Genomic DNA, 19911 nt, shown 5'->3' on the forward strand with positions numbered 1-19911 from the left:
AGCCAAGGAAAGGAGGCTGATCGCCGCATGAACCACCGCCTGACGCTGACCGCCATTCAAGGCATGTGCGGCCAACTCTCGTACAAACGGGGCGAAGCCGCCTTCCGCGGCGGCAAAGTCGCGGTCGCGTATTACGATCCGGACGCCGGGCGCTGCGAAGCCAACGTGCGATTGCAGGAGAACTTCGAGGTCGCGCTGCGCATCGACGATGACGGAGACGTCTCGGCCTCCTGCACCTGCCCTTCCCTCTCGTCCTACAGCAAATACTGCTCCCACGTCGCGGCGGTATTGCTGCTGATTCATGACGCCCAGCAGGCCGGGCGGACGCCGGGCGCATCCGCGGAGGGCAGCAACGCCGACGTCCGAAGCGCGGGCAAAGCCGTCGCCTCCTCCGGCAAACGCGGCTCTGGGAGCGCCGCCATCGGGATAAGCGATGCCTCCGTCCGTCATCGCGGCAGCATCGCTGCCGGCAGCGACCAGGAGCGCGACGCGGGCTTCGAATCCCGCTTCCCGAGCGGCAGCGTCTACGCCGAAGCCGAGCGTGACGAGCTGGCCCAAGGCCTGCTCAAGCTGTTCGCGCCGCCGGCGGAACGGACGGCCCCCGCATCCGAGACGCGCTTCGATACGCGCACGCCGTTCGCTTTGACCTTCGTCTGCAAGCCGTTCGCCTCCAGCCGCGGCCGGCGGATGCTCGGCATCGAGCTCAGGGCCGGCGCCAAACGGCCGGCGACCGTGCCGCATATCCGCGACTTTCTGCAATGCGCGGCGGACGGCGAATCCTGCGCCATCTCCAAATCCCTGGTGTACGATCCGCGGCTGCACAGCATTCAAACGGCCGACTTCGCCGTCCTCCGGCAGTTGATCGCGATGGCGGAGCAGGAACGCCTGTACCGCGAGACGTCCGGCGTATACGCCATGCACGCCGCGCCGATCGGCGGCGAGCGCCTGCTGCCCGTCCCGCCCGCCGACTGGGAGGCCCTCCTGCCCGCGCTCATCGCAGCCCCTTCCGCCGTGATAGAGCTGAATAAAGTCGTTTATGCTGGCATCGAGGCGGCGGACGAACGGCTTCCGCTGCATTTCGAGCTGGCGCGGCAGGCGGACGACCACGGGGCCGGCTACCGCCTGCATGTGCAGGGCCTCGCGGAGATGACGATCCTGGACGAATACGGCCTCGTCCTGACCGGGGGCAAGCTGCTCCGCGAGTCGCCCGAAGCGTGCGCGCGTCTGCTGGAGCTGCAGGCGCTGCTGGAGCGATCGGACGAACCGGACCGGATTCCGCTGCCTCCGGCACGGATCGAGCCGTTCATGGAACGGGTCATGCCCGGCCTGCTGAAGCTCGGCAGCGTCCGAATCGCGGACGACGTCGCCGAGCGGATCACGCAGCGTCCGCTGCAGGCGAAGCTGTTTCTCGATCGGGTGCGGGACCGGCTGCTCGCGGCGCTGGAATTCCACTATGGCGACCTGGTCGTCAATCCGCTGGAGACGGAGCATGAACGCCGCAGCAGCGGACCGATTCTGATGCGGGACGGCGAGAAGGAACGCCGGATCCTCGCCCTGATGGAAGAGGCGTCGATGGCCAAGACGGAATCGGGCTATTTCCTGGGGGACGAAGAGCGGGAGTACCACTTCCTCTTCCATGTCGTGCCGCAGCTGGAGAAGCTCCTGACCGTCCATGCCACCTCCGCCGTCCGGACGCGCATCCATCTCGGCGGCGCGCCGCCGAGCGTCACGCTCAAGCTGAACGAGCGCTCCAATTGGCTCGACGTCAAATTCGACATCGCCGGCATCCCGGAGGCGGAGATCAAGGCGATCCTGAAGTCCATCGACGAGAAAAGGACTTATCACCGCCTGCCGAGCGGCGCGCTCATGCCCTTGGACAGCGAAGAGATGAAGGAAATTATCCGCTTCATCAACGAAGGCCGGATCACGGTCAAAGACCTGCGCGACTCGGGCATCCATATCCCGCTCTTCCGCGGCCTGCATCTGATCGACGCGCCGCGGCAGGGCGGCGCCGTCCGGCTGGACAAGCCGTTCCGGCGGCTGCTGGACAATCTGCGGAATCCGGAGAACATGGACTTTCCCGAACCCGCCGAGCTGCTTCATCCCCTTCGGGATTACCAGGTCTTCGGCTACCAATGGCTGCGCACGCTCGCGCATTATGGATTCGGCGGCATCCTGGCGGACGACATGGGGCTCGGCAAGACGGTGCAGGCCATCGCGTTCCTCGCCGCCATGCTGCCCGCGATTCGCGCGGAACGGCTGCCCGCGATCATCGTCGCGCCCGCTTCCTTGACCTACAACTGGCGGGCCGAGATCCGCAAATTCGCCCCGCATATCCGCGCGGTCGTCGCGGACGGCACGAAGACGGAACGCGACGCCGTTCTGGCGGGCAGCTCGTCGGTCGACGTCGTCATCACGTCCTATCCGCTGCTGCGGCGCGATATCGTCGGCTATGCCGCGCTGGATTTCCACACGCTCATCCTCGACGAAGCGCAGGCGTTCAAGAACTACGCGACGCAGACGGCGCAGAGCGTGAAGCTGCTCCGGGCCCGCAACCGGTTCGCGCTCACGGGCACGCCGGTCGAGAATCGGCTGGAGGAGCTGTGGTCCTTGTTCGACGCGGTATTCCCGGACCTGTTCCCGGGACGCAAGGCATTCGGCGAGCTGGCACGCGAGACGATCGCGAAGCGCGCAAGGCCGTTTCTGCTGCGCCGGGTGAAGACCGACGTCCTCAAGGAGCTGCCGGACAAGATCGAATCGGTGCAGGCGTCCGCCCTGCTGCCGGAGCAGAAGAAGCTGTACGCCGCCTACCTGGCGAAGCTCCGGGAGGAGACGCTCCGTCATCTGGACAAGGATACGCTGAACAAGAACCGCATCCGCATCCTCGCCGGACTGACCCGGCTCCGCCAGATCTGCTGTCACCCGGCGCTGTTCGTCGAGGATTACGCAGGTACCGCCGGCAAATTCCAGCAGCTGCTGGAGCTGATCGAGGAATGCCGCGCCGCCGGCCGGCGGATGCTCGTCTTCTCGCAGTTCGTCGAGATGCTGAAGCTTATTCGGCAGGAGCTGCAGCGGCGGGACGTGCCGTATTTCTACCTGGACGGCAGCACGCCGCCGCGCGAGCGCATCGAGCTGAGCAGCCGGTTCAACGACGGCGAGCGCGATCTGTTCCTCATCTCGCTCAAGGCCGGCGGCACCGGTCTTAACCTGACCGGCGCGGACACCGTCATCCTGTACGACCTGTGGTGGAATCCCGCCGTGGAGCAGCAGGCCGCCGACCGCGCCCACCGCATCGGGCAGCGCAACGTCGTGCAGGTCATCCGCCTCGTCGCCGAAGGCACCGTCGAGGACAAGATGGTCGAGCTGCAGGAACGCAAGAAGCACCTCATCGACGAGGTCGTCCAACCCGGCGAAGAGGCGCTGTCCGCCCTGACCGAGGAAGAGATCAAGGAACTGCTCATGCTGAGCTAGTTGCCGACAACAAGATACAGCAGACGGAGGTAGAGCACATTGGCGAACAAGCAAGAAGCCATTCGCGAAAATATGATCCTGGCGTTCGAGCATTTGAGCAATAATAATCCGCGCATCGCTTTTACGCGCACGCCGAACGCCTGCTTGGCCGAGACGGATATTCCGTTCCCGATTTTCAACCGCGTGTTCGATTACCGGGCTTCCGAGGGAATTGATATCGGGGAAGACGCGAAATCCATCGCGGAATCGTACCATAGACGCGGCATGAAGTGCGGCTGGCATAGCTATTCCCATGCTCGGGACGAAGCGGTGCTCGGCGCGCTGCAGGCGAACGGCTTTGTCCACGCGGGCAGCATGTCCGGGATGTCGCTGTCCTTGGAGGGCCGAATCGTCGCGAACGCCGAGGTGCCGGGACTGCGCATCGGCGTGATTCATACGGACGAGGAACTCGAGATCTTCAAGCGGGTGTTCGTGGCGGAATACCAGCTGCCGGACGAAGTGGCCGCGGCCGTTACCCGGATATTCGCCTATGACCCCAAAGAACCGCAATCGACCCGCTACTACCTTGCCTATCTGAACGACGAGCCTGTCGGGACCTTGATGACCTTCGATCACGAAGACGTCACCGGGATCTACACGGTAGCGACGCTAAAGGAATTCCGTTCGAGAGGCATCGGCGGCGCGATCGTTGCCCATGCCTTGCGCGATAGGCAGGCGGCGGGAGCGAAGCAGGCGATCCTGCAGGCGAGCGCCATGGGTCAAAGCGTTTACCGCAAGCTCGGCTTCGAGGAAAAGCTTACGATCGACGTGTATTCGGGGTAGTTCGGGAGCAAGGATGCAGCGACACGCCTTTACCGGAGATTAACGCTCTTAATAATGAATGCGAGCACAACCAAAAGCAGCGGAGGCCCAAGACGTTGGCAGCAACGTCCGGGACCTCCGTTGTTTCGCTATTCGGGTACGTTGGGGCACCGAGAAATGAATCCATCGTCGGTTCATTCGCTTTGTCGCGAAATTAAAGGGGGCAAATAATCGCAACAAGTCCGTTTTATTTGCGTATGGAATATAATTGGAAATGCCACAACCGAAATTCACTAAGGGAGCGAAGCGGATTGACGGTAGGAAAGTCGCTTGGTTCAGGGTCATTTGCTTTAGTCGTGCTTGTTTTAGGGTTTTTCTTTAATTTTAAATTTCAAAACGACTTCATGGTCAGCCATTATCTTTTTACGTTATTCGGCTGGGATATCTATACGAACGAAGGCCAAGGCTTTCACATTCCTTTTATGGCTGCCATTGCGTTTTGGTTGTCGGCAGTAATCATCTCCAAGAAATATCCACACGATTTCGGAACGACTTTTAGTTATCGGGTCGGAGGTGTCATGTTGACGATAAGCATGATCGTGTTCGCCGTTTATTTGGTAGGAGCTCTTGTATAAAATGCGGCTTGAGGGGCGGCATCTGGATATATCAAAGAGAATGGGATATGCGTTAATCGCGGTCAGTTTGATTGCAGTGATTGCGATTTGCTTTTTGAACCGTACGAAGCAACTGTATGGGAATGATCAAGAATCCATACAAAAAGTCATTCACTCTATTAAAGGTTACGAAGACGCGTCCGTTGAAATTTTGGACATTAAAGACATTGGCGATAAAAGGATCGTCGGCTTCTTATCCAATAATGACCCTGCCTATATTCAATTTTCCAAAAACCAAACAGGCAATTATGAATGGCAAAATATCGAAAAACATGCTGTTCAACCTTTGACTGCCTTCTTATTCCATAATACGGATGTTGAAGTCCCCAATGCCAAATTCATGATCGTGACGAATGACGAAAACAAGATCGCTAAACTTGAATTAGAGGTAAATAAACAGGTACTGATACAAACGTTCAGCCTGCATCGTAAATCGGTTACTTGGATCGATTTACCTAGCGGTACTCGCTTTGCATTTAAATATAAGTATTACGATCAGAACGATAAGCTTCTACGCGCCGATTGAGGAGGACTTATGAGAACGAATCAACCTGCTTTATTCTTGCTTTGCAGTCTTTTCATTGGCGTATTAATCGCCCTTTCGCCCGTTTTGGTGACCGGTCACTGGTACAATGTCAATAAAACCATGGGGAATTTATTGATTGCCGAATTTATTGTAAGAACACTTGCCATTGTCTTCGGATTACTCGTTATCTTCGGAGGGGTTAAACACTTTTTTCTTTATCGGGCTAAATAAACGGTATGCGCGTTTTGGAAAGGTGAATTGAGTTTAAGCAGATGGATTTTTTTGAAAACCATGAATTGAAGTCCTATTATTTTACAATCAAAGAAACAGCAGATTACTTACATCTGTGCGAGACTTGAAGGCGTTGAAACGCGACGAGCAAGTCTACAACGCGCAGTAGTTCGAGCAGCACAAAGAAACGACAGCCGGTATAATCGGCTGTCGTTTTCTAGTTGTAATGTGAATGTAGTCTTCAAATTGTCGACGGAACGACAATGCGCCAACGCTGCCGACATGTCAAAAATTGTGCCTACCCGCCGGCGTCGAACGTGGACGAGCTTTCCAGCTTCTCCTGCGCGTCCAGCAGCTGCAGCCAGTCGATGCCGCGCGGATTGGCGGCTCCGGCGGCATCGATCCGTCCGATCATGCCGATGACGGCCCGTTCCTTGTCCGACAGCACCGCATCCCGCTCCATGCTGCCGATCATATCGGCGCGAACGGGGAACTGGCCGCCGTCGCCCAGGAGACTGGACTGCACCTCGTCGCCGATCAAGTATTGCAGCAGCTGGCGGGAGATCGCCGTCTCCGCGGCGCCTGCCTGCAGCATGACGAATCCGCTCGTGCGGGGCAGCAGGGCATGCCGGCCCTCGATCTCGGGGAAAGGCAGCACGCCGAATTCGAATTTTCCGCCGATGTATCGTTCCAGCGTCGTACGTTTGTCCGACGACGCGAACAGGAACGCGGCCTGCCCGTTGATGAAATCGCTGGTCGCCAGATGGTTGTCCAAGGGCGACATGATGCCGTCGCGATAGACGAGATCATGCCACAGGCGATAGGCGGGTACGCGGGGATCGCGACCGGACGCGGATTCGGAAGCCATCATGTTCTCCAGGTACCACGGGGTATCCCGATCCGCGGCCAAGCCCCAGATGTCCGTCTCCCCGTCCTTGTCGACATCGAGCGTCAACTCCTTCGCGAGCGTCGTCATCCTGCCCCAGGTGAACGGAGCGAGCGCCGACGCGGACGCCGCTCCCGCGGAGCCGAGCAGGTCGGCATTGTAGTAGACGACGGGCACGCTGCCGCCGTAGGGCAGCGCCCACAGCTGATTCTCGTACCGGTACGAAGCCGTGAACCGCGAATCGATCCGGTTGCCGTCCGCCGTCGCCAGCTCCTGCCGCAGCGGCGTGAGCGCTCCCGTATCGGCGAGCCCGGCAATCCCGAAGGCGCTGTCGATTTCCGCCAGCTGCGGGACCGTGTTGGCCGTGATCGCAGCCGTCAGCTCCGAATACAGCCGTTCGGCGGACGTGAACATTTTCACCTGCACGGTGACGCCCGGATGCCGGCGCTCGAAGGCGTCCATATAGGCGGGAATCGACGGGCTGTACGCCCACGCTCGCACCGTGACCGTATTCTTGGTCTCGTATTGCGGCGTGCTGCCGCGCGGCATGTACAGCACGGCGACGGTCGTCAACAGCGCGGCAAGCACGCTCCAGGTGATCCACTGGCGGTAGCGTTTCATCGGAATCAGCTCCTTATCGGCTTCGGGTCACAGCATCAATTTGCGGCCGGACAAACGGTTCGCGATCAGCAGCGAAAGCAGCGCCGTGACGGACAGGATCGTCGCGAGCGCGGCTCCGGTCCCGTAGTTGGACGTGACGACCTCGCTGTATACCGATACGGCGATCGTGGCGGTCGCGCCGTGATACAGCACGATCGTCGTGCTCAATTCATTGATCACCGCGACCCAGCTGATGATCGCGCCGGAGAGCACGCCGGGCAGCATGAGGACGAGCGTCGTCTTGAAGAACGTAGGCACGGGCGGAACCCCCAGGCTGATGGAGGCTTCCTCCACGCTCTTGTCGAGCTGCTGCAGGATGCCCGAGCTGGAACGGATCGTATACGACATCTTGCGCGTCACGTATGCCAGGACGAGGATGATCCACGTGCCGGTCAGCAGCAGCGGCGGCTTGTTGAACGCCAGGATGAAGCTGATGCCGAGCACCGTGCCCGGAATGACGTACGGCACCATGATCAAGCCGTCGAGCATCGCGGTAATCCGGGATTTCCGGCGAACCAGGACGTACGCCGTGAGCACGCCCAACACGATCATGGCCGCGATCGCGAGCAGCGAGAAGCTGTACGTGTTCATAATGGCTTGCTTGACCCGGTACCAGATCTCCGCGTAGCTCCCCATGCTGAAGCCCCGTTGAAACACCGGGCCCTTGGTCTCGATGAAGGACGTGACCGCGACCGTGGCCTGCGGAATGATGGAGATGCCCGCGGGCACGAACGCGAGCGCCGTAACCAGCCGGCGGACCGCCGGCGGCAGCGAGCGGATCGTCGGCGTCCGCATGCCGGTCATCGCGTAATTCCTGCGGGTCGACACGAACCGCTGGATAAAGAGGATCAGCGTCGCGCAGACGATCATCAGGCCGCTGACCGTGCTCGCCATCGCCGGATTGCTTCCCATCTCGCTGATGAATTGATCGTAGGCCAGCACGGGCATCACCTTGTAACCCTGGCCGAGCAGCAGCGGCGTGCCGAAATCGGCAAAGGACTCCATGAATACCATCAGCGTCCCGGCCGACAGGGTCGGCAGGATCAGCGGCAGCGTGATCGTCCATATCCGCTTCCATGCCGGCACCCCCAGGCTTTCGGCCGCTTCCTCCAGCGAGGTATCGATCATTCTCAGCGCCCCGGACACGTACAGATAGATATGGGGGTAGAACTGCAGCGCCAGGACGAATACGATGCCCTTGGGCCCGTAGATCGACGTGAACGGAATGCCCGCGGCATGCAGGATCCGCTTAAGGAAGCCGTTGTTGCCGAGCATCATGATCCAGGAGTACGCGCCGATGAAGGGCGGCGAGAGCAGGGACATGATGACCAGAATATTCAGCGCCCCCTTGCCCCGAATGTCGGTGCGCACGGAGACGTAAGCGAGCGGAACGCCGATCAGGAGCGCGAAGAGCGCCGACAGGGACGAGAGCTTGAAGCTGTTCAGCAGCGCGTTCCGGTAATACTTCAGCCGCAGGAAATCCCAATAGTTCGCGAACGTGAAATCGCCCTGCTTATCGTAGAGGCTGCTGATCAGCAGCGCGCACAGCGGATACACGACGACGACGAGCAGGAACGCGTACATGAACAGCGTGAAGCCCGTCCAGAAATCCCATCTTCGCAGCTTCAGGCGGTCAGACCACGATGCGCGTTGCCCTGGTCGAGCCATGGCCGAGAACCTCCTCTCCCTTGGCGTCGTACAGGATGGCGCGTTCCAGCTGGAAATCCAGGTAGACGCCCTGATGCGCTTTGAACAGCTCGTGCCGTTCCGTCAAATGCCGCTCGACCTCGATCATCCGGCCGTTGCCGATGTGAACGGTGTAGTGGACCTTGCCGCCCAGAAAAGACCCCTGCTGCACCTGGCCGCGGAATTGTCCGTCCCGGGTGAGTTCGCCGGAGATATTCACGTTCTCCGGACGGATCGAGAGCAGCGCTTTGCCTTCGTACGCTTTCGCCAGCGTCAGCCGGAAGGCTTGATCCGGCGGCAGCCGCAGGAGCGCCCCGCCCGTGGCCGCGTCATAGCCGCTCACTTCCGCTTCCAGGAAATTCGACGTGCCGATGAAATTCGCCACGATCCGGTTCTCGGGATACATGTAAATGTCCTGGGGCGATCCGATCTGCTGCACGACGCCGCCATGCATGACGGCGATCCGGTCGGATACGGCCAGCGCCTCTTCTTGGTCATGCGTCACGTAAATGGTCGTAATGCCCAGTTCCTGCTGCAGGGCGCGAATATCCGATCTCATCTTGATCCGCAGCTTCGCGTCCAGGTTCGAGAGCGGCTCGTCCATGAGGAGCAGCGCGGGACGAATGACGACGGCGCGGGCCAGCGCGATGCGCTGCTGCTGTCCGCCGCTCATCTCCGAGGGGCTGCGGCCGCGAAGATGCGCAAGCTCCACGAGCTCGAGCGCCTCCATTACCCGCCGCTCCGTCTCCGCTTTGTTGACCCTGCGCGCCTTCAAGCCGTAGGCCACGTTGTCGAACACGCTCATATGGGGAAAGATCGCGTAATTCTGAAAGACCATCCCGATGTTGCGGCGATGGGCCGGCACGCCGTTCATCAGGCGGTCGCCGAAGTAGATGTTGCCTTCCTCTTGCTTGTAGAATCCGGCGATCGTGCGCAGGAGGGTGGTCTTCCCGCAGCCGCTCGGACCGAGCAGCGTGAAAAATTCGCCGTCCTCGATCTGAAAGTCGACGTCCTGCAGCGTCTTCGCCCGGTCGAAGTATTTGGAAACCCGTTCAAACGTAATGTTCATGTCATCCTCCGTGAGCCAATCTCCGATGTCGTTCATAAGAAGAGTCCCAATGACGAAACTCATCGGGACTCCGCGTATAGAGATCGAATTATTGCTGACCTGTCAGCTTCTTCGTGAATTGATCGATAATGGCCGCCCGCTGCTCCGACGCCCAGCTGAGGTCGTAATTCACGAGCTTGATGTCCGAGATCGGCGTCACGCCTTGCGACGGCTCGAGATCGGTTCTGACCGGCCGGCGTTTGAATTCGCTCTGCATCAGCGACTGCACGTCCTTGCCCGCGGCGAAATCGATGAACAGCTTGGCGTTGTCCGCGTTTTTGGCGCCCTTGATGACGGCCATGCCGTCCGGTACGGCCGAGGTGCCTTCGGACGGATAGACGATGCCGACCTTGGAGCCGCCTTCCACGTAGCGCAGCGCGTTCTCTTCCAGCGTGATGCCCACCGGGTATTCCTTGTCCGCGACCCCTTTCGGAACCATGCCCGAGCTCGACAATACTTTGCCGTCCAGGTTGCCGATCAGCTTGCCGACGAAATCCCAGCCCTTGCCGTCGTCCTTGCCGAAGGCCGTCAGCATCGTCGCCAGCTGCGTGAAGGACGAGCCGGATTTGGCCGGATCGGCGTAGGCGATCTTGCCTTTCCAGTCCGGACTCAGCAGATCGTTCCAGCTCTTCGGTTCTTTCCCGGCAGGGACGAGATCCTTATTGTAGAGAATGACCATCGGCAGCGACGTGAACGGCGTCCAGCCGCGCGCCGGATCCGTCATTTGCGGATTGAGGTTCGCCAGTTCCTTGGATTCGTACGGCTCGAAAAATTCCTTATAGGCGTCCAGCGACTCTACGGTTCCGCCGAACATGAGATCGCCGAGCGGATTGGCGGCTTCGGCCTTGATCCGGTTCAGCAGGTCGCCCGTGCCCCCGGAAACCATCTCCACCTGAATGCCCGTCCGGTCTTGAAACTCCTTCAGGATCGGATTGTTGATCTCGGTCTCGTTCGGCGAGTAGATCACCAGCTTGCCTCCGGTTTGCGGCGTGCTCTCCCCGGCATTCGCGGCTCCGCCCGCGGCGGCGTTCGTTGCTCCGTTCGATGCTCCGTTCGCCGCGGGGTCAGCAGCGCCGTTCTTCGCCGAATTCTCCGGTGCCGACTGCGCCGCATTGCCCGCATTCGCGGAATCCGCGGCGTTGTTTCCGCAGGCGGACAGCAGCACGCCAAGCAGCAATACGCCCGATGCCAGCGGTATTCTCGTTTTTGCCTCAACTCTGTTCATTTTGGCCCTCCAGGTTTCTGTTGTGAGTACTCTTTCATGATAAGAGGATCGCCGTGGACCAACAATGCGGCAAACTTTCCGAGTTGTTTGTAATCTTGCTAGGCTTGATACGAGAAGGATTGACGGTAATCGCTCGGCGTTTCGCCGGTCACTTTGCGGAACAGCTGGCTGAAGTAGCGGGCATCCTGATAGCCGACCGCGAGCGATACCTCGTATACGCGCAGGTCCGAATGCAGCAACATGTCCCGCGCCTTCTCCATTCGCAGATCCGTGATATATTCCAGGAAGTTCTTCCCGATCTTCTTCTTGAAAATGCGGCTGAAGTGGCTTTCGCTCATATGGAGGCCCGACGCCAGATCGTGCATCGAGAGCTCCTTGTGGAAATGCCCGTTGATGTAATCCATCACGTTGTCGAACTCCGTCTTCCCCTGCTGCTTGCTGAGCAGATAGGCCGCTTGAACCTCGCAGCAGACGGCCTCGATCCAGCGGAGCATCGTCTCCGGCGAATCGGCGCGGCTCGCGCTCTCCAGGAAGCTCTTCGTATCGGGAAGGCAGCCCAACTCCCAGAAATGGCGCATCAGCAGCGCGTAGAGGCCGAACATCAGCTGCAGCATTTGATGCCTCAGCGCCGTCTCGCTGCCGGCGGACTGACGAAGCAGCGTCATGTGCCAGCTGCGGGTTTTCGCGCGGATCGCCGCGGCGTTGTCCCACTTGATCATGCCGAGCACCTCCGTCTCGCTCCATTCCGCGGGATGATGGCTCTGCGCCTCGGCCACGATGGCTTCGTACCGGACGACCGGGCCCCGGCCGAGCCCGAAATTGAACCGCATCGCGAAGCTCGCTTCCTCGTAAGCCGTCGCGACCGACTGCAAGCCACGGTGCACGGAGCTCAGGCTGAGCGACGGGACTTCCGCCGGCAGGGTGCCGGGCGCCGCCGCCAGCTCCTCCGCTCCGGCAGCGCTGACGACGACGGCGTTGATCTCCTGCCCGAGCGGAATGAAGGGCGTCAGCGCCGCCTCCAGCAGCCGGTCCTTCAGCGCCGCGAAGGCGGATTGCGCTTCCGGACCAGCCGCGTCTTCCGATTCCCGCGCGCCTGCCGGCTCTCCCGCTTCTGCCGTTCCTGTCGTGCCTGCGGTTCCTCTCGGGGCTCCCGTCCCGGGCGTCTTGAACAGCACGACGCGGAAGGAATCGAACGCGCTCGGCCCGTTTCCCCGCACGTCCAGCAGCAGCTGCAGGCTTTCCTTGTCGGCCCTGTTCATCAGCAGGTCGAAAAAGATCTTCTCGGTCAGCAGCGGCTCGCTCGTTCTCACCCGTCGCTCCAGGTTCAGGGTGTAGCTGGAGCGGCTTCTGTCCTCCGCGATGCTCGCCATCGCCGCCTGCAGGATCCGACGGATCTCGGCCGGATCGGTGGGCTTCAGCACGATATCGAACGCTCCCGTCTGAAGGGCTTGGCGCGCATAGTGGAAATCGTCGAAGCCCGTCAAGAAGATCGTCTTGATCTCCGGATGCGTCCGCTTGATCCGGCGGGCCAGCTCGAGGCCGTCCATTCTCGGCATGCGAATATCCGTCAGCACGATATCCGGCTCGTGCAGGGTCGCGAGCGCCAGCGCCTCCTCCCCGTCCAACGCCTCGGCTACGACCTCGCAGCCCATTTCCCGCCAGGGGATGGTTTGCCTCAAGCCTTGTCTGACCAGCCATTCGTCGTCCACGATCATGACCTTATACATGATTTTCGCCCGCGCCTCCTAATTGTGGAATCTCTATGGTAACCGTCGTGCCGACGCCGGGTTCGCTGTCCACGAGCAAGGACGCCTCTTGGCCGAATTGCAGCTCCAGCCTTTTCCTGGCGTTCTCCAGCCCGATGCCCGTGCTGCTTCCCGGAGACGAATCCGCCGCCGCTTGGGCGGCCCGCAGGCGAACGGCCTCCTTGTCGAATCCGACGCCGTCGTCCTTGATGACGAATTGCACGTTTCCTCCCAGGCTGCGCCCGATAATCCGAAGCGTGCCCGCGTCCTTCTTCGGCTCGAGGCCGTGGATGATCGCGTTCTCCACGATCGGCTGGATCAGCAGCTTCAGCGTATAGAACGATTCGATCTCCGGATCGACGAGGATCTCGATCTGGATTTTGCTGCCGAACCGCAATTTCTGAATCGTCAAATAATTACGGATCTGCTTCAAATCCTCATGAATCGGCAGCAGATGATTGCCCTTGCGAATGCTGAAGCGGAGCAATTCCCCGAGCGAGACCACCGTCCGGCTGATGTCGTCGACCTCGTGCAGCCGCGCCATCCAATTGATGGAGTCGAGCGTATTGTACAGAAAATGCGGATTCATCTGCGCCTGCACGGTTTTGAGCTCGGCCTCCCGCACCTGCAGCTGCTTCTCGTAGTTCTCTTTGATCAGGTGCTGGATTTGATAGATCATCTTGTTGAAGCTCTGACCGAGCCGGCCGACGTCGTCCTGGTACTTGGAGGAGAACGCGACGTTCAGGTCTCCGCTCTCGACGCTGCTCATCAGCGACCGCAGCTTGCGCAGCGGGTTCGTCACGTGGAATGCCAGAATCGCCGCCAGCCAGTACGCGAGGACGATGCCGACCGCCATGACGACGATCATGAGCGTGCGAATGCTCTTGGTCTCCTTCGTGACGGCGCGGACGGGGACGATATTCATCAGCTTGAAGCCGGTCGAGCCGGACGTGTCGTAGATGACCGCTTCCTTCTTCCCGGCGTCGTCTTTCGCCTGAAAATATCCTTTCGTGCCGCCAAGCACCGTATCCAGATACGGAACCTCCAGCTTCGTGCCCACCTGCTGCTTGGAAGGCTTGCCGGAGATGACGTTGCCGTTGCGGTCGATCAGGAAGATCTGGCTGTCGGGGTACAGCTCCGCCTTCACGTACTTGTCCGTCAGCGCCGTCTCCATGATATCGATGACCAGATAACCGACGGGCCGGTTGGTCTCGACGTTCTTCAGCATCCGGCCAAGGCTCAGCACGGACCCGTAGTCGTACAGCTTCTTCATCGAATAATGCGTGTCCCAGACCGAATTCCCGCCGACCTGCCTCACCTTGCGAAACAATCCCCAGTTATCGTTGTATTGGTCGTACTCCTTCGGCAGCAGGTCGCCGGTGAAGTACCGTTCCCCGTTCAAGCCCAGGATGTAGATCTCGATATCCCAGTCCTTCGAGCCGACGAACGAATCGAGGATTTGGGTCATCCGCAGCTCGTCCTCGTGCTTGTCCGCGATGCTTCGCTTCGCGTCGCGGGACAGCACGTCCTGAATGTCCCGGTTGCTGTAGATATACGTCGACAGCTGTTCGATATCGCCGAGAAAATAGTTCAGGCTGTAATTGACCTGGGAGGTGCTCTCCAGCAGCGTCTGGTACACCTTCTCCTGCACCGCGTACGAAGAACGGCTGTAGGCGAGCAACCCCAATATGCACAGCGGGATGATCGCGACCGTGATGAACAGCACGGTCAGCTTGTTTTTGAACTCCATGTTCAATAGCCTGGCGGTAATTGCTCTCATCACTGGCGTTTCCTGCCTTGTCCCACGCCTTGTTTCGGCCGTCTAAAGCGGATCGGTTCATGGGGGTTTTTCTTCACCTTACGCTTGATTTGTTATCGAGAAATTAACTGCAGAAATGGGGGGAAGTCCCAGTTCCCCGTCTCCCCCATTCCGCGGTCCACGCAATTCCGCGCCCTGCGCGCGCTTCGCGAAGCCTGCCCGGCAGGAAATGCGACATGCAAAAAACCGGTGTTGCGCAATTTCTGTATGCATAATATACTGTTATTACAATATACTGTTTATACAATATACCAATTCATAAAGGAGCGTATGCATGCACGAATTCGCCATCGAAACGAAGGGGCTTCGCAAAGCGTTCGGCCGGCAAACGGTACTTGACGGCATCGACTTGACCGTCCGGGCCGGCACGATCTTCGCCCTGCTCGGCCCGAACGGCGCCGGCAAGACGACCCTGATCAACATCCTCTCGACGCTCACGAAGCCGGACGGCGGCTCCGCGTACGTCGCCGGCCGCGACGTCGTTCGGGAGCGCGACGCGGTCAAGCGCTCCATCAGCCTCACGGGGCAGTTCGCCGCCGTCGACGACATGCTGACCGCCAAGGAGAACCTGCGGATGATGGGCAGGCTGTCCGGCTTCACGGCGGACGAGGCGCGCGCCAGAACCGCGGAGCTGCTCAAGCTGTTCGACCTCGAGGCAAGCGCGGGCAAGCTGGTCAAGACTTACTCCGGCGGGATGCGCCGCAGGCTCGACCTGGCCGTCAGCCTCGTCGCGGACCGCCCGGTGCTGTTCCTCGACGAGCCGACGACGGGTCTCGATACGGTCAGCCGCCGCGCCTTGTGGGAGACGATCCTGCAGCTGCGCAGCCGGGGCATGACGATATTCCTCACGACGCAATATCTCGAGGAAGCCGATCAGCTCGCGGACCGCATCGCCGTCATCGCCGGCGGACGCATCGTCGCCTCCGGCACCGCGCAGGAGCTCAAATCCCGCGTCGGCGAAGACATGATCGAGCTGCGGGGCGCCGACGACGAGCTCTTGGCCGTCCATGCGACCGACGGCAGCATCCAGGATATCCGCAGAACGCTGAACGAGCTGGCCGGAAAGGTGCCGGCCGATACCCGGATCAGCCTGCGCAAGCCGAGCATGGACGATGTCTTCGTCGCCCTGACGACCACCCGATTGGAGGAAGCCGCGCAATGATAACATCCCGTACCGCGCCAGTCCGCAATGCGTCGCTTGCCGTCACGAACGCCGTCTTCATCGGACGCAGCGTCCGTCTCAGCCTGCGCAACGCCGAAGCGCTCATCATGGCGATCATGCTGCCCGTCATGCTGATGCTGCTGTTCACCTACGTATTCGGAGGAGCCATCGATCCCGGCGGGGATTACGTGAACTACGTCGTGCCCGGCATCATCCTGCTGTGCGCCGGCTTCGGCTCCTCCAGCACGGCCGTCGACGTCGCCCAGGACATGACGAGCGGCATAATCGACCGGTTCCGCACGATGCCGATCCGAAGCCTGAGCGTCATCGCCGGACATGTCGCCGCCAGCCTTGCACGCAACCTGCTCGCGACCGGCGTCGTCATCGGCGTCGCGTTTGTCGTCGGCTTCCGCTCTTCCGCGGGCTTCCTGGAATGGCTGGCCGCGATCGGCGTCATCGCGCTGTTCATCCTGGCCCTGACCTGGCTTTTCGCCGCGATCGGGTTGGTCGCCGGATCGCCTTCGGCCGCCTCGGGCTACGGCTTCATCCTGCTCTTCCTGCCTTATCTCTCGAGCGCCTTCGTGCCGACGACGACGATGCCGGGCTGGCTGCAGGGGGTGGCGAACCATCAGCCGATCACGCCGGTCATCGAGACGATACGCGCCCTGCTCGCCGGCACGCCGATCGGCCACAGCGCCTGGCTGGCCGTCGTCTGGTGCCTGGGCATTCTCCTGCTCGCGCTGGCTTGGAGCCTCGCGACGTTCCGCCGGAAAGCCGGCCGCAGGTAGCGGTCCTTCATCGCCGGATCGCTTGCCGTTATCGCCGATTGCCGCCGCTCGTCGATCGCAACCGCAGCCGCAACACAAAAAGCACACCGTCCGCCATAAGCGAACCGGTGTGCTTTTTCGATTATTTGCCGTCCTGAATCATTGCTGCCCTTAACGATCGCCGTTCGACTGGCGCCGTCGCTCCAAATATTGCTCGATCCCGTCCAATATCCGCTCCAGCCCGAATTCGAGGTCGTCGCCGACCGTGCTTTCGGCTTCCCGCTCGCCCGCGTAGATCCCGGACATCACGACCGGATACAGGTCGGGATAGCGCTCCGGCTTTACCAGCCGCTTGAGCGCGGCGCTCATGGAGACGCCCATGAAATCTTCGGGGCTTCCCCCGGCGCGGATCGCGTTCACCATGTCCCGGCGGATCAGGCCGGTGGAACGCGCATAGCTGCTGAGCAGCAGCATGATGGACATTTTCTCGAAATCGTCCAGCTGCAGCGGACGCATGACGCGGAGCACCCAATCGATCCAGCCAATGATATTGGGCGTGACCGGGACGCTCGTGATCGGCATGTCGCCGTACCAGGGATGCTTCACGAACACGGCCACGCTTTCCCTCACGTACGCCCGCAGCCCCTCCCGCCAATCCTGGCCGGATTCGTCCGCCGGAACCGGAATCTCGCACACGGCCTCCTGCATCAGCAGGAGCAGGTCGTCCTTGCTCGTGATATAGCGGTACAGCGACATCGTCGTATAGCCGAGCGACTGGGCGACGCGGCTCATGGAGACGGCCTGCAAGCCGTCTTGATCGGCGATGGCGATGGCGGCGGCGACGATCTGATTGATGCTCAGCTCGCCCTTGGGCCCGCGCTTGCCCTGCTTCACGATGCCCCAGCTGAGGGCGACGCCGCGCGGCAGCTGCAGCAGCGCTTCGTCTTCGGTCTCCTTGCGTTCCGCTTCTCCTACGATCTCCTTGCGGTTCGTGTCTCCTGCGATCTCCTTGCGGTCTGGCGCTTCATCCTCGGTAGGCTTGCGGTCAGGCATAAGCGTAATCTCCTATCATGGCTCCACGGATGTAGATGTCATATTAATTGTATATGTCATAAACAGTGTACCACAACCCGCTAATCTGCAACAATTGCGCGCAACGGAGAGCCTCCGCTCGAATCGTCCCCGAAGCTTTGCTGCCGGCTGCCGGTCGTCAGGCTACCGCGGCGGCGTCCGTCTTCCGGTTCTTGCCGCGCTTGCGCGCGGCGGCCTTCAGCCGCCAGACGACCAGTCCCGTTACCATCAGCACGAGCGGCATCATGCCGAAGGCGAACGTAATCAGCCTCGTCGTCAAGCCGCCCCAGGTCGCGAAATGCAGCCCTTTCCTCCACGCGTTATAGATATTGATCGCCCAGTTCGGATGGGTCTTGTACAGGATCTCGCCGTTCGAGGCGTTCATGTATACGGTGCTGTTGCTGGACCTGCGGATTGCAATTTACGATAATGAGTATCATTCTCATTAAGACAGGTCGGTAATAATGATATTCATTCTCAATTAATCTGTCAACTATTTCTATTTCTTCGCCTTTCCGCTCCGTCGCGCACCGAATAAAGGGTATAATTCCCACTTCGGAACTTCATACTAGGACGAGTTCATTTTTCTTAGGCAGGTGATATGCCATGCGACCCGATTTGCATAAAGCATTAAGCGAGCTCACGAAATCCGATGATTTTCTGCAAACTTCCCTGACCATTAAAGGCAGGCAGCTTCATTTTACGTACTACACCACGCTGATCAGCCACGAACAGTTCCATCATGATTTGCTTTCTATTTTTCAGCTGGCGAACGGCGAACTCCGCGATTTGCAGGATTTGACCGCCTTGATCCCCATTGAGAGCGTCCAAGCTTCTTCCAGCCTGGAAGACATATCGCGGCGTTTGGCGCAAGGAGCGATCTTTATTCAATTGGCTCCCCGCCTCGACGAAGGACTTATCGTGGACATCGCGGACTTCAAATTGGGGCAACGCGGCTACAATGATACCGAGAACGAATACAGCGTCATCGGGCCGAAGGTCGGCTTCGTCGAACATATAGATACCAACATGACCCTGCTCCGAAGAGGGCTTGTCACCGAAAAACTGATCTTCGAAGAACACGTGATCGGATCTTACTCCCGTACCAGGGTCGCCATCGCTTATTTGGACGGGGTCACCAATCCCCAATATATAGATACGATCAGGCAGCGGCTCGCGGATTTGGATTTCGACGTGATTTTCGACAGCTCGCTGCTGGAACAACTGGTCACGGACAACTCCAATTCTCCCTTCCCGCTGCTATTGCCGAGCGAGCGCTTGGATAGAATCATGTATGCCATGTTAAACGGGGAATTAGCTCTGATATGCGACGGTTCTTCGGTTGTCATTACGGGACCCGTCAACTTGTTCAGCTTCATCGTTTCTCCCGAGGACTATTATTTGCCATGGATTTTGGGCTCGTCCTTTCGTCTCATTCGGTATTTCGGGGTTGCGTTTTCGCTGCTGGCTCCCTCCCTCTACGTGGCGATCCTAACCTTTCATTACACGGTCATTCCCAGGGATCTGTTAGGTCCGATCATCGAGTCCAGAACGAACGTTCCTTTCCCTCCCTTGTTGGAGGTGCTGTTCTTGGAAATCACCATCGAGCTGCTGCGCGAGGCCGGGTCCAGATTGCCGACGAAAGTCAGTCAAACGCTCGGCATCGTGGGCGGCATCATTCTCGGGCAAGCGGCGGTGCAGGCCGCTTTAACCAGCAATATTTTGCTTATCATCGTTTCGCTGTCGGCTTTGGCCTCCTTTACCACGCCGATCTTCAAAATGTCCAACACGATCCGGTTCTTGCGTTTTCCGCTGATCCTCTTGGCATCCTTGTGGGGCGGTCTCGGCATCATGATCGGCCTGATGTTCATCCTCGGCCATTTATTGCGTTTGAAATCGCTCGGGGCGCCGTATCTCGTGCCCGTGTACCCGTTCCGCGGCCAAGATTACAGCGACAGTTTCATCCGCTCTTCCCTTGTCCTGCTCTCCAAACGATTTTCCTTCAAGCGTCCGCTCTCGTCGACCAGATATACCATCCGGAAAAACAAAGATATCGGCGACGACTACAGCAATGAATAG

16 protein-coding genes are annotated in these 19911 nt (G+C 59.8%); 8 read left to right on the plus strand and 8 right to left on the minus strand.

Annotated elements, in window-relative coordinates; all coding sequences use genetic code 11:
- Positions 1–27 precede the first annotated feature (27 nt).
- The 5 genes from GT019_RS09650 to GT019_RS09670 all read left to right on the plus strand — a co-directional run bounded on the left by GT019_RS09650 (position 28) and on the right by GT019_RS09670 (position 5703).
- Positions 28–3471, plus strand: coding sequence for a DEAD/DEAH box helicase (locus GT019_RS09650; RefSeq protein ID WP_235947478.1), 3444 nt, complete (start codon positions 28–30; stop codon positions 3469–3471).
- 39 nt (positions 3472–3510) lie between these two features.
- Positions 3511–4293, plus strand: a complete 783-nt coding sequence (locus GT019_RS09655) for a GNAT family N-acetyltransferase (protein WP_161742934.1) — start codon at positions 3511–3513, stop codon at positions 4291–4293.
- Between the two features lie 290 nt (positions 4294–4583).
- Positions 4584–4907 carry a hypothetical protein gene (locus tag GT019_RS09660; protein WP_161742935.1) on the plus strand — a complete coding sequence of 108 codons (324 nt, stop codon included), beginning with the start codon at positions 4584–4586 and terminating at the stop codon, positions 4905–4907.
- Position 4908: 1 nt separating this feature from the next.
- Complete coding sequence (locus GT019_RS09665; RefSeq protein WP_161742936.1) at positions 4909–5472, plus strand: hypothetical protein; 564 nt, start codon at positions 4909–4911, stop codon at positions 5470–5472.
- A gap of 9 nt (positions 5473–5481) precedes the next feature.
- Entirely contained in the window at positions 5482–5703 is a 222-nt protein-coding gene (locus tag GT019_RS09670; RefSeq protein WP_161742937.1) for a hypothetical protein, read from the plus strand.
- A gap of 298 nt (positions 5704–6001) precedes the next feature.
- On the opposite strand, the gene GT019_RS09675 is transcribed toward GT019_RS09670, so the two are convergent.
- From GT019_RS09675 to GT019_RS09700, 6 genes are all read right to left on the minus strand, one after another.
- On the minus strand, positions 6002–7210 hold the full coding sequence (locus GT019_RS09675) for an extracellular solute-binding protein (RefSeq protein WP_161742938.1): 1209 nt from the start codon (positions 7208–7210) through the stop codon (positions 6002–6004).
- A 27-nt stretch (positions 7211–7237) separates the two neighbouring features.
- A complete protein-coding gene (locus GT019_RS09680) occupies positions 7238–8917 on the minus strand; it encodes an ABC transporter permease (RefSeq protein WP_161742939.1) in 1680 nt (559 codons plus the stop codon).
- Positions 8883–10004: an ABC transporter ATP-binding protein gene (locus GT019_RS09685; protein WP_161742940.1), complete on the minus strand. Its 1122-nt coding sequence runs from the start codon at positions 10002–10004 to the stop codon at positions 8883–8885. The genes GT019_RS09680 and GT019_RS09685 overlap by 35 nt, the downstream gene beginning before the upstream one ends.
- Before the next feature lie 88 nt (positions 10005–10092).
- Positions 10093–11268, minus strand: a complete 1176-nt coding sequence (locus tag GT019_RS09690) for an ABC transporter substrate-binding protein (protein ID WP_161742941.1) — start codon at positions 11266–11268, stop codon at positions 10093–10095.
- Positions 11269–11366: 98 nt separating this feature from the next.
- Positions 11367–12995, minus strand: coding sequence for a response regulator transcription factor (locus GT019_RS09695; RefSeq protein ID WP_161742942.1), 1629 nt, complete (start codon positions 12993–12995; stop codon positions 11367–11369).
- On the minus strand, positions 12988–14793 hold the full coding sequence (locus GT019_RS09700) for a sensor histidine kinase (RefSeq protein WP_161742943.1): 1806 nt from the start codon (positions 14791–14793) through the stop codon (positions 12988–12990). The genes GT019_RS09695 and GT019_RS09700 overlap by 8 nt, the downstream gene beginning before the upstream one ends.
- Positions 14794–15106: 313 nt before the next feature.
- Between GT019_RS09700 and GT019_RS09705 the strand changes: the two genes are divergently transcribed.
- Both GT019_RS09705 and GT019_RS09710 read left to right on the plus strand, forming a co-directional pair.
- Positions 15107–15994 (plus strand): ATP-binding cassette domain-containing protein, encoded by an 888-nt coding sequence (locus GT019_RS09705; RefSeq protein ID WP_161742944.1) that lies wholly within the window; start codon positions 15107–15109, stop codon positions 15992–15994.
- Positions 15991–16782, plus strand: a complete 792-nt coding sequence (locus tag GT019_RS09710) for an ABC transporter permease (RefSeq protein WP_201755319.1) — start codon at positions 15991–15993, stop codon at positions 16780–16782. The genes GT019_RS09705 and GT019_RS09710 overlap by 4 nt, the downstream gene beginning before the upstream one ends.
- A gap of 150 nt (positions 16783–16932) precedes the next feature.
- On the opposite strand, the gene GT019_RS09715 is transcribed toward GT019_RS09710, so the two are convergent.
- Together GT019_RS09715 and GT019_RS09720 are read right to left on the minus strand one after the other, a co-directional pair.
- Positions 16933–17814 (minus strand): TetR/AcrR family transcriptional regulator, encoded by an 882-nt coding sequence (locus GT019_RS09715; protein WP_161742945.1) that lies wholly within the window; start codon positions 17812–17814, stop codon positions 16933–16935.
- Between the two features lie 157 nt (positions 17815–17971).
- Positions 17972–18217 (minus strand): PepSY-associated TM helix domain-containing protein, encoded by a 246-nt coding sequence (locus tag GT019_RS09720; RefSeq protein WP_161742946.1) that lies wholly within the window; start codon positions 18215–18217, stop codon positions 17972–17974.
- 221 nt (positions 18218–18438) lie between these two features.
- On the opposite strand from GT019_RS09720, the gene GT019_RS09725 reads away from it, so the two are divergent.
- Entirely contained in the window at positions 18439–19911 is a 1473-nt protein-coding gene (locus GT019_RS09725; RefSeq protein ID WP_161742947.1) for a spore germination protein, read from the plus strand.

The organism is Paenibacillus glycinis (genome assembly GCF_009909185.1).
GTDB classification, from domain to species: Bacteria; Bacillota; Bacilli; order Paenibacillales; family Paenibacillaceae; genus Paenibacillus_Z; species Paenibacillus_Z glycinis.

Excerpts from the sequence above, each read along its gene's own strand:
- GT019_RS09650 (WP_235947478.1), top strand. The coding sequence starts at position 28 with ATGAACCACCGCCTGACGCTGACCGCCATTCAAGGCATGTGCGGCCAA.
- GT019_RS09665 (WP_161742936.1), top strand. The coding sequence starts at position 4,909 with ATGCGGCTTGAGGGGCGGCATCTGGATATATCAAAGAGAATGGGATAT.
- GT019_RS09670 (WP_161742937.1), top strand. The coding sequence starts at position 5,482 with ATGAGAACGAATCAACCTGCTTTATTCTTGCTTTGCAGTCTTTTCATT.
- GT019_RS09675 (WP_161742938.1), bottom strand. The coding sequence starts at position 7,210 with ATGAAACGCTACCGCCAGTGGATCACCTGGAGCGTGCTTGCCGCGCTG.
- GT019_RS09680 (WP_161742939.1), bottom strand. The coding sequence starts at position 8,917 with ATGGCTCGACCAGGGCAACGCGCATCGTGGTCTGACCGCCTGAAGCTG.
- GT019_RS09685 (WP_161742940.1), bottom strand. The coding sequence starts at position 10,004 with ATGAACATTACGTTTGAACGGGTTTCCAAATACTTCGACCGGGCGAAG.
- GT019_RS09690 (WP_161742941.1), bottom strand. The coding sequence starts at position 11,268 with ATGAACAGAGTTGAGGCAAAAACGAGAATACCGCTGGCATCGGGCGTA.
- GT019_RS09695 (WP_161742942.1), bottom strand. The coding sequence starts at position 12,995 with ATGTATAAGGTCATGATCGTGGACGACGAATGGCTGGTCAGACAAGGC.
- GT019_RS09700 (WP_161742943.1), bottom strand. The coding sequence starts at position 14,793 with ATGAGAGCAATTACCGCCAGGCTATTGAACATGGAGTTCAAAAACAAG.
- GT019_RS09705 (WP_161742944.1), top strand. The coding sequence starts at position 15,107 with ATGCACGAATTCGCCATCGAAACGAAGGGGCTTCGCAAAGCGTTCGGC.
- GT019_RS09710 (WP_201755319.1), top strand. The coding sequence starts at position 15,991 with ATGATAACATCCCGTACCGCGCCAGTCCGCAATGCGTCGCTTGCCGTC.
- GT019_RS09715 (WP_161742945.1), bottom strand. The coding sequence starts at position 17,814 with ATGCCTGACCGCAAGCCTACCGAGGATGAAGCGCCAGACCGCAAGGAG.
- GT019_RS09720 (WP_161742946.1), bottom strand. The coding sequence starts at position 18,217 with ATGAACGCCTCGAACGGCGAGATCCTGTACAAGACCCATCCGAACTGG.
- GT019_RS09725 (WP_161742947.1), top strand. The coding sequence starts at position 18,439 with ATGCGACCCGATTTGCATAAAGCATTAAGCGAGCTCACGAAATCCGAT.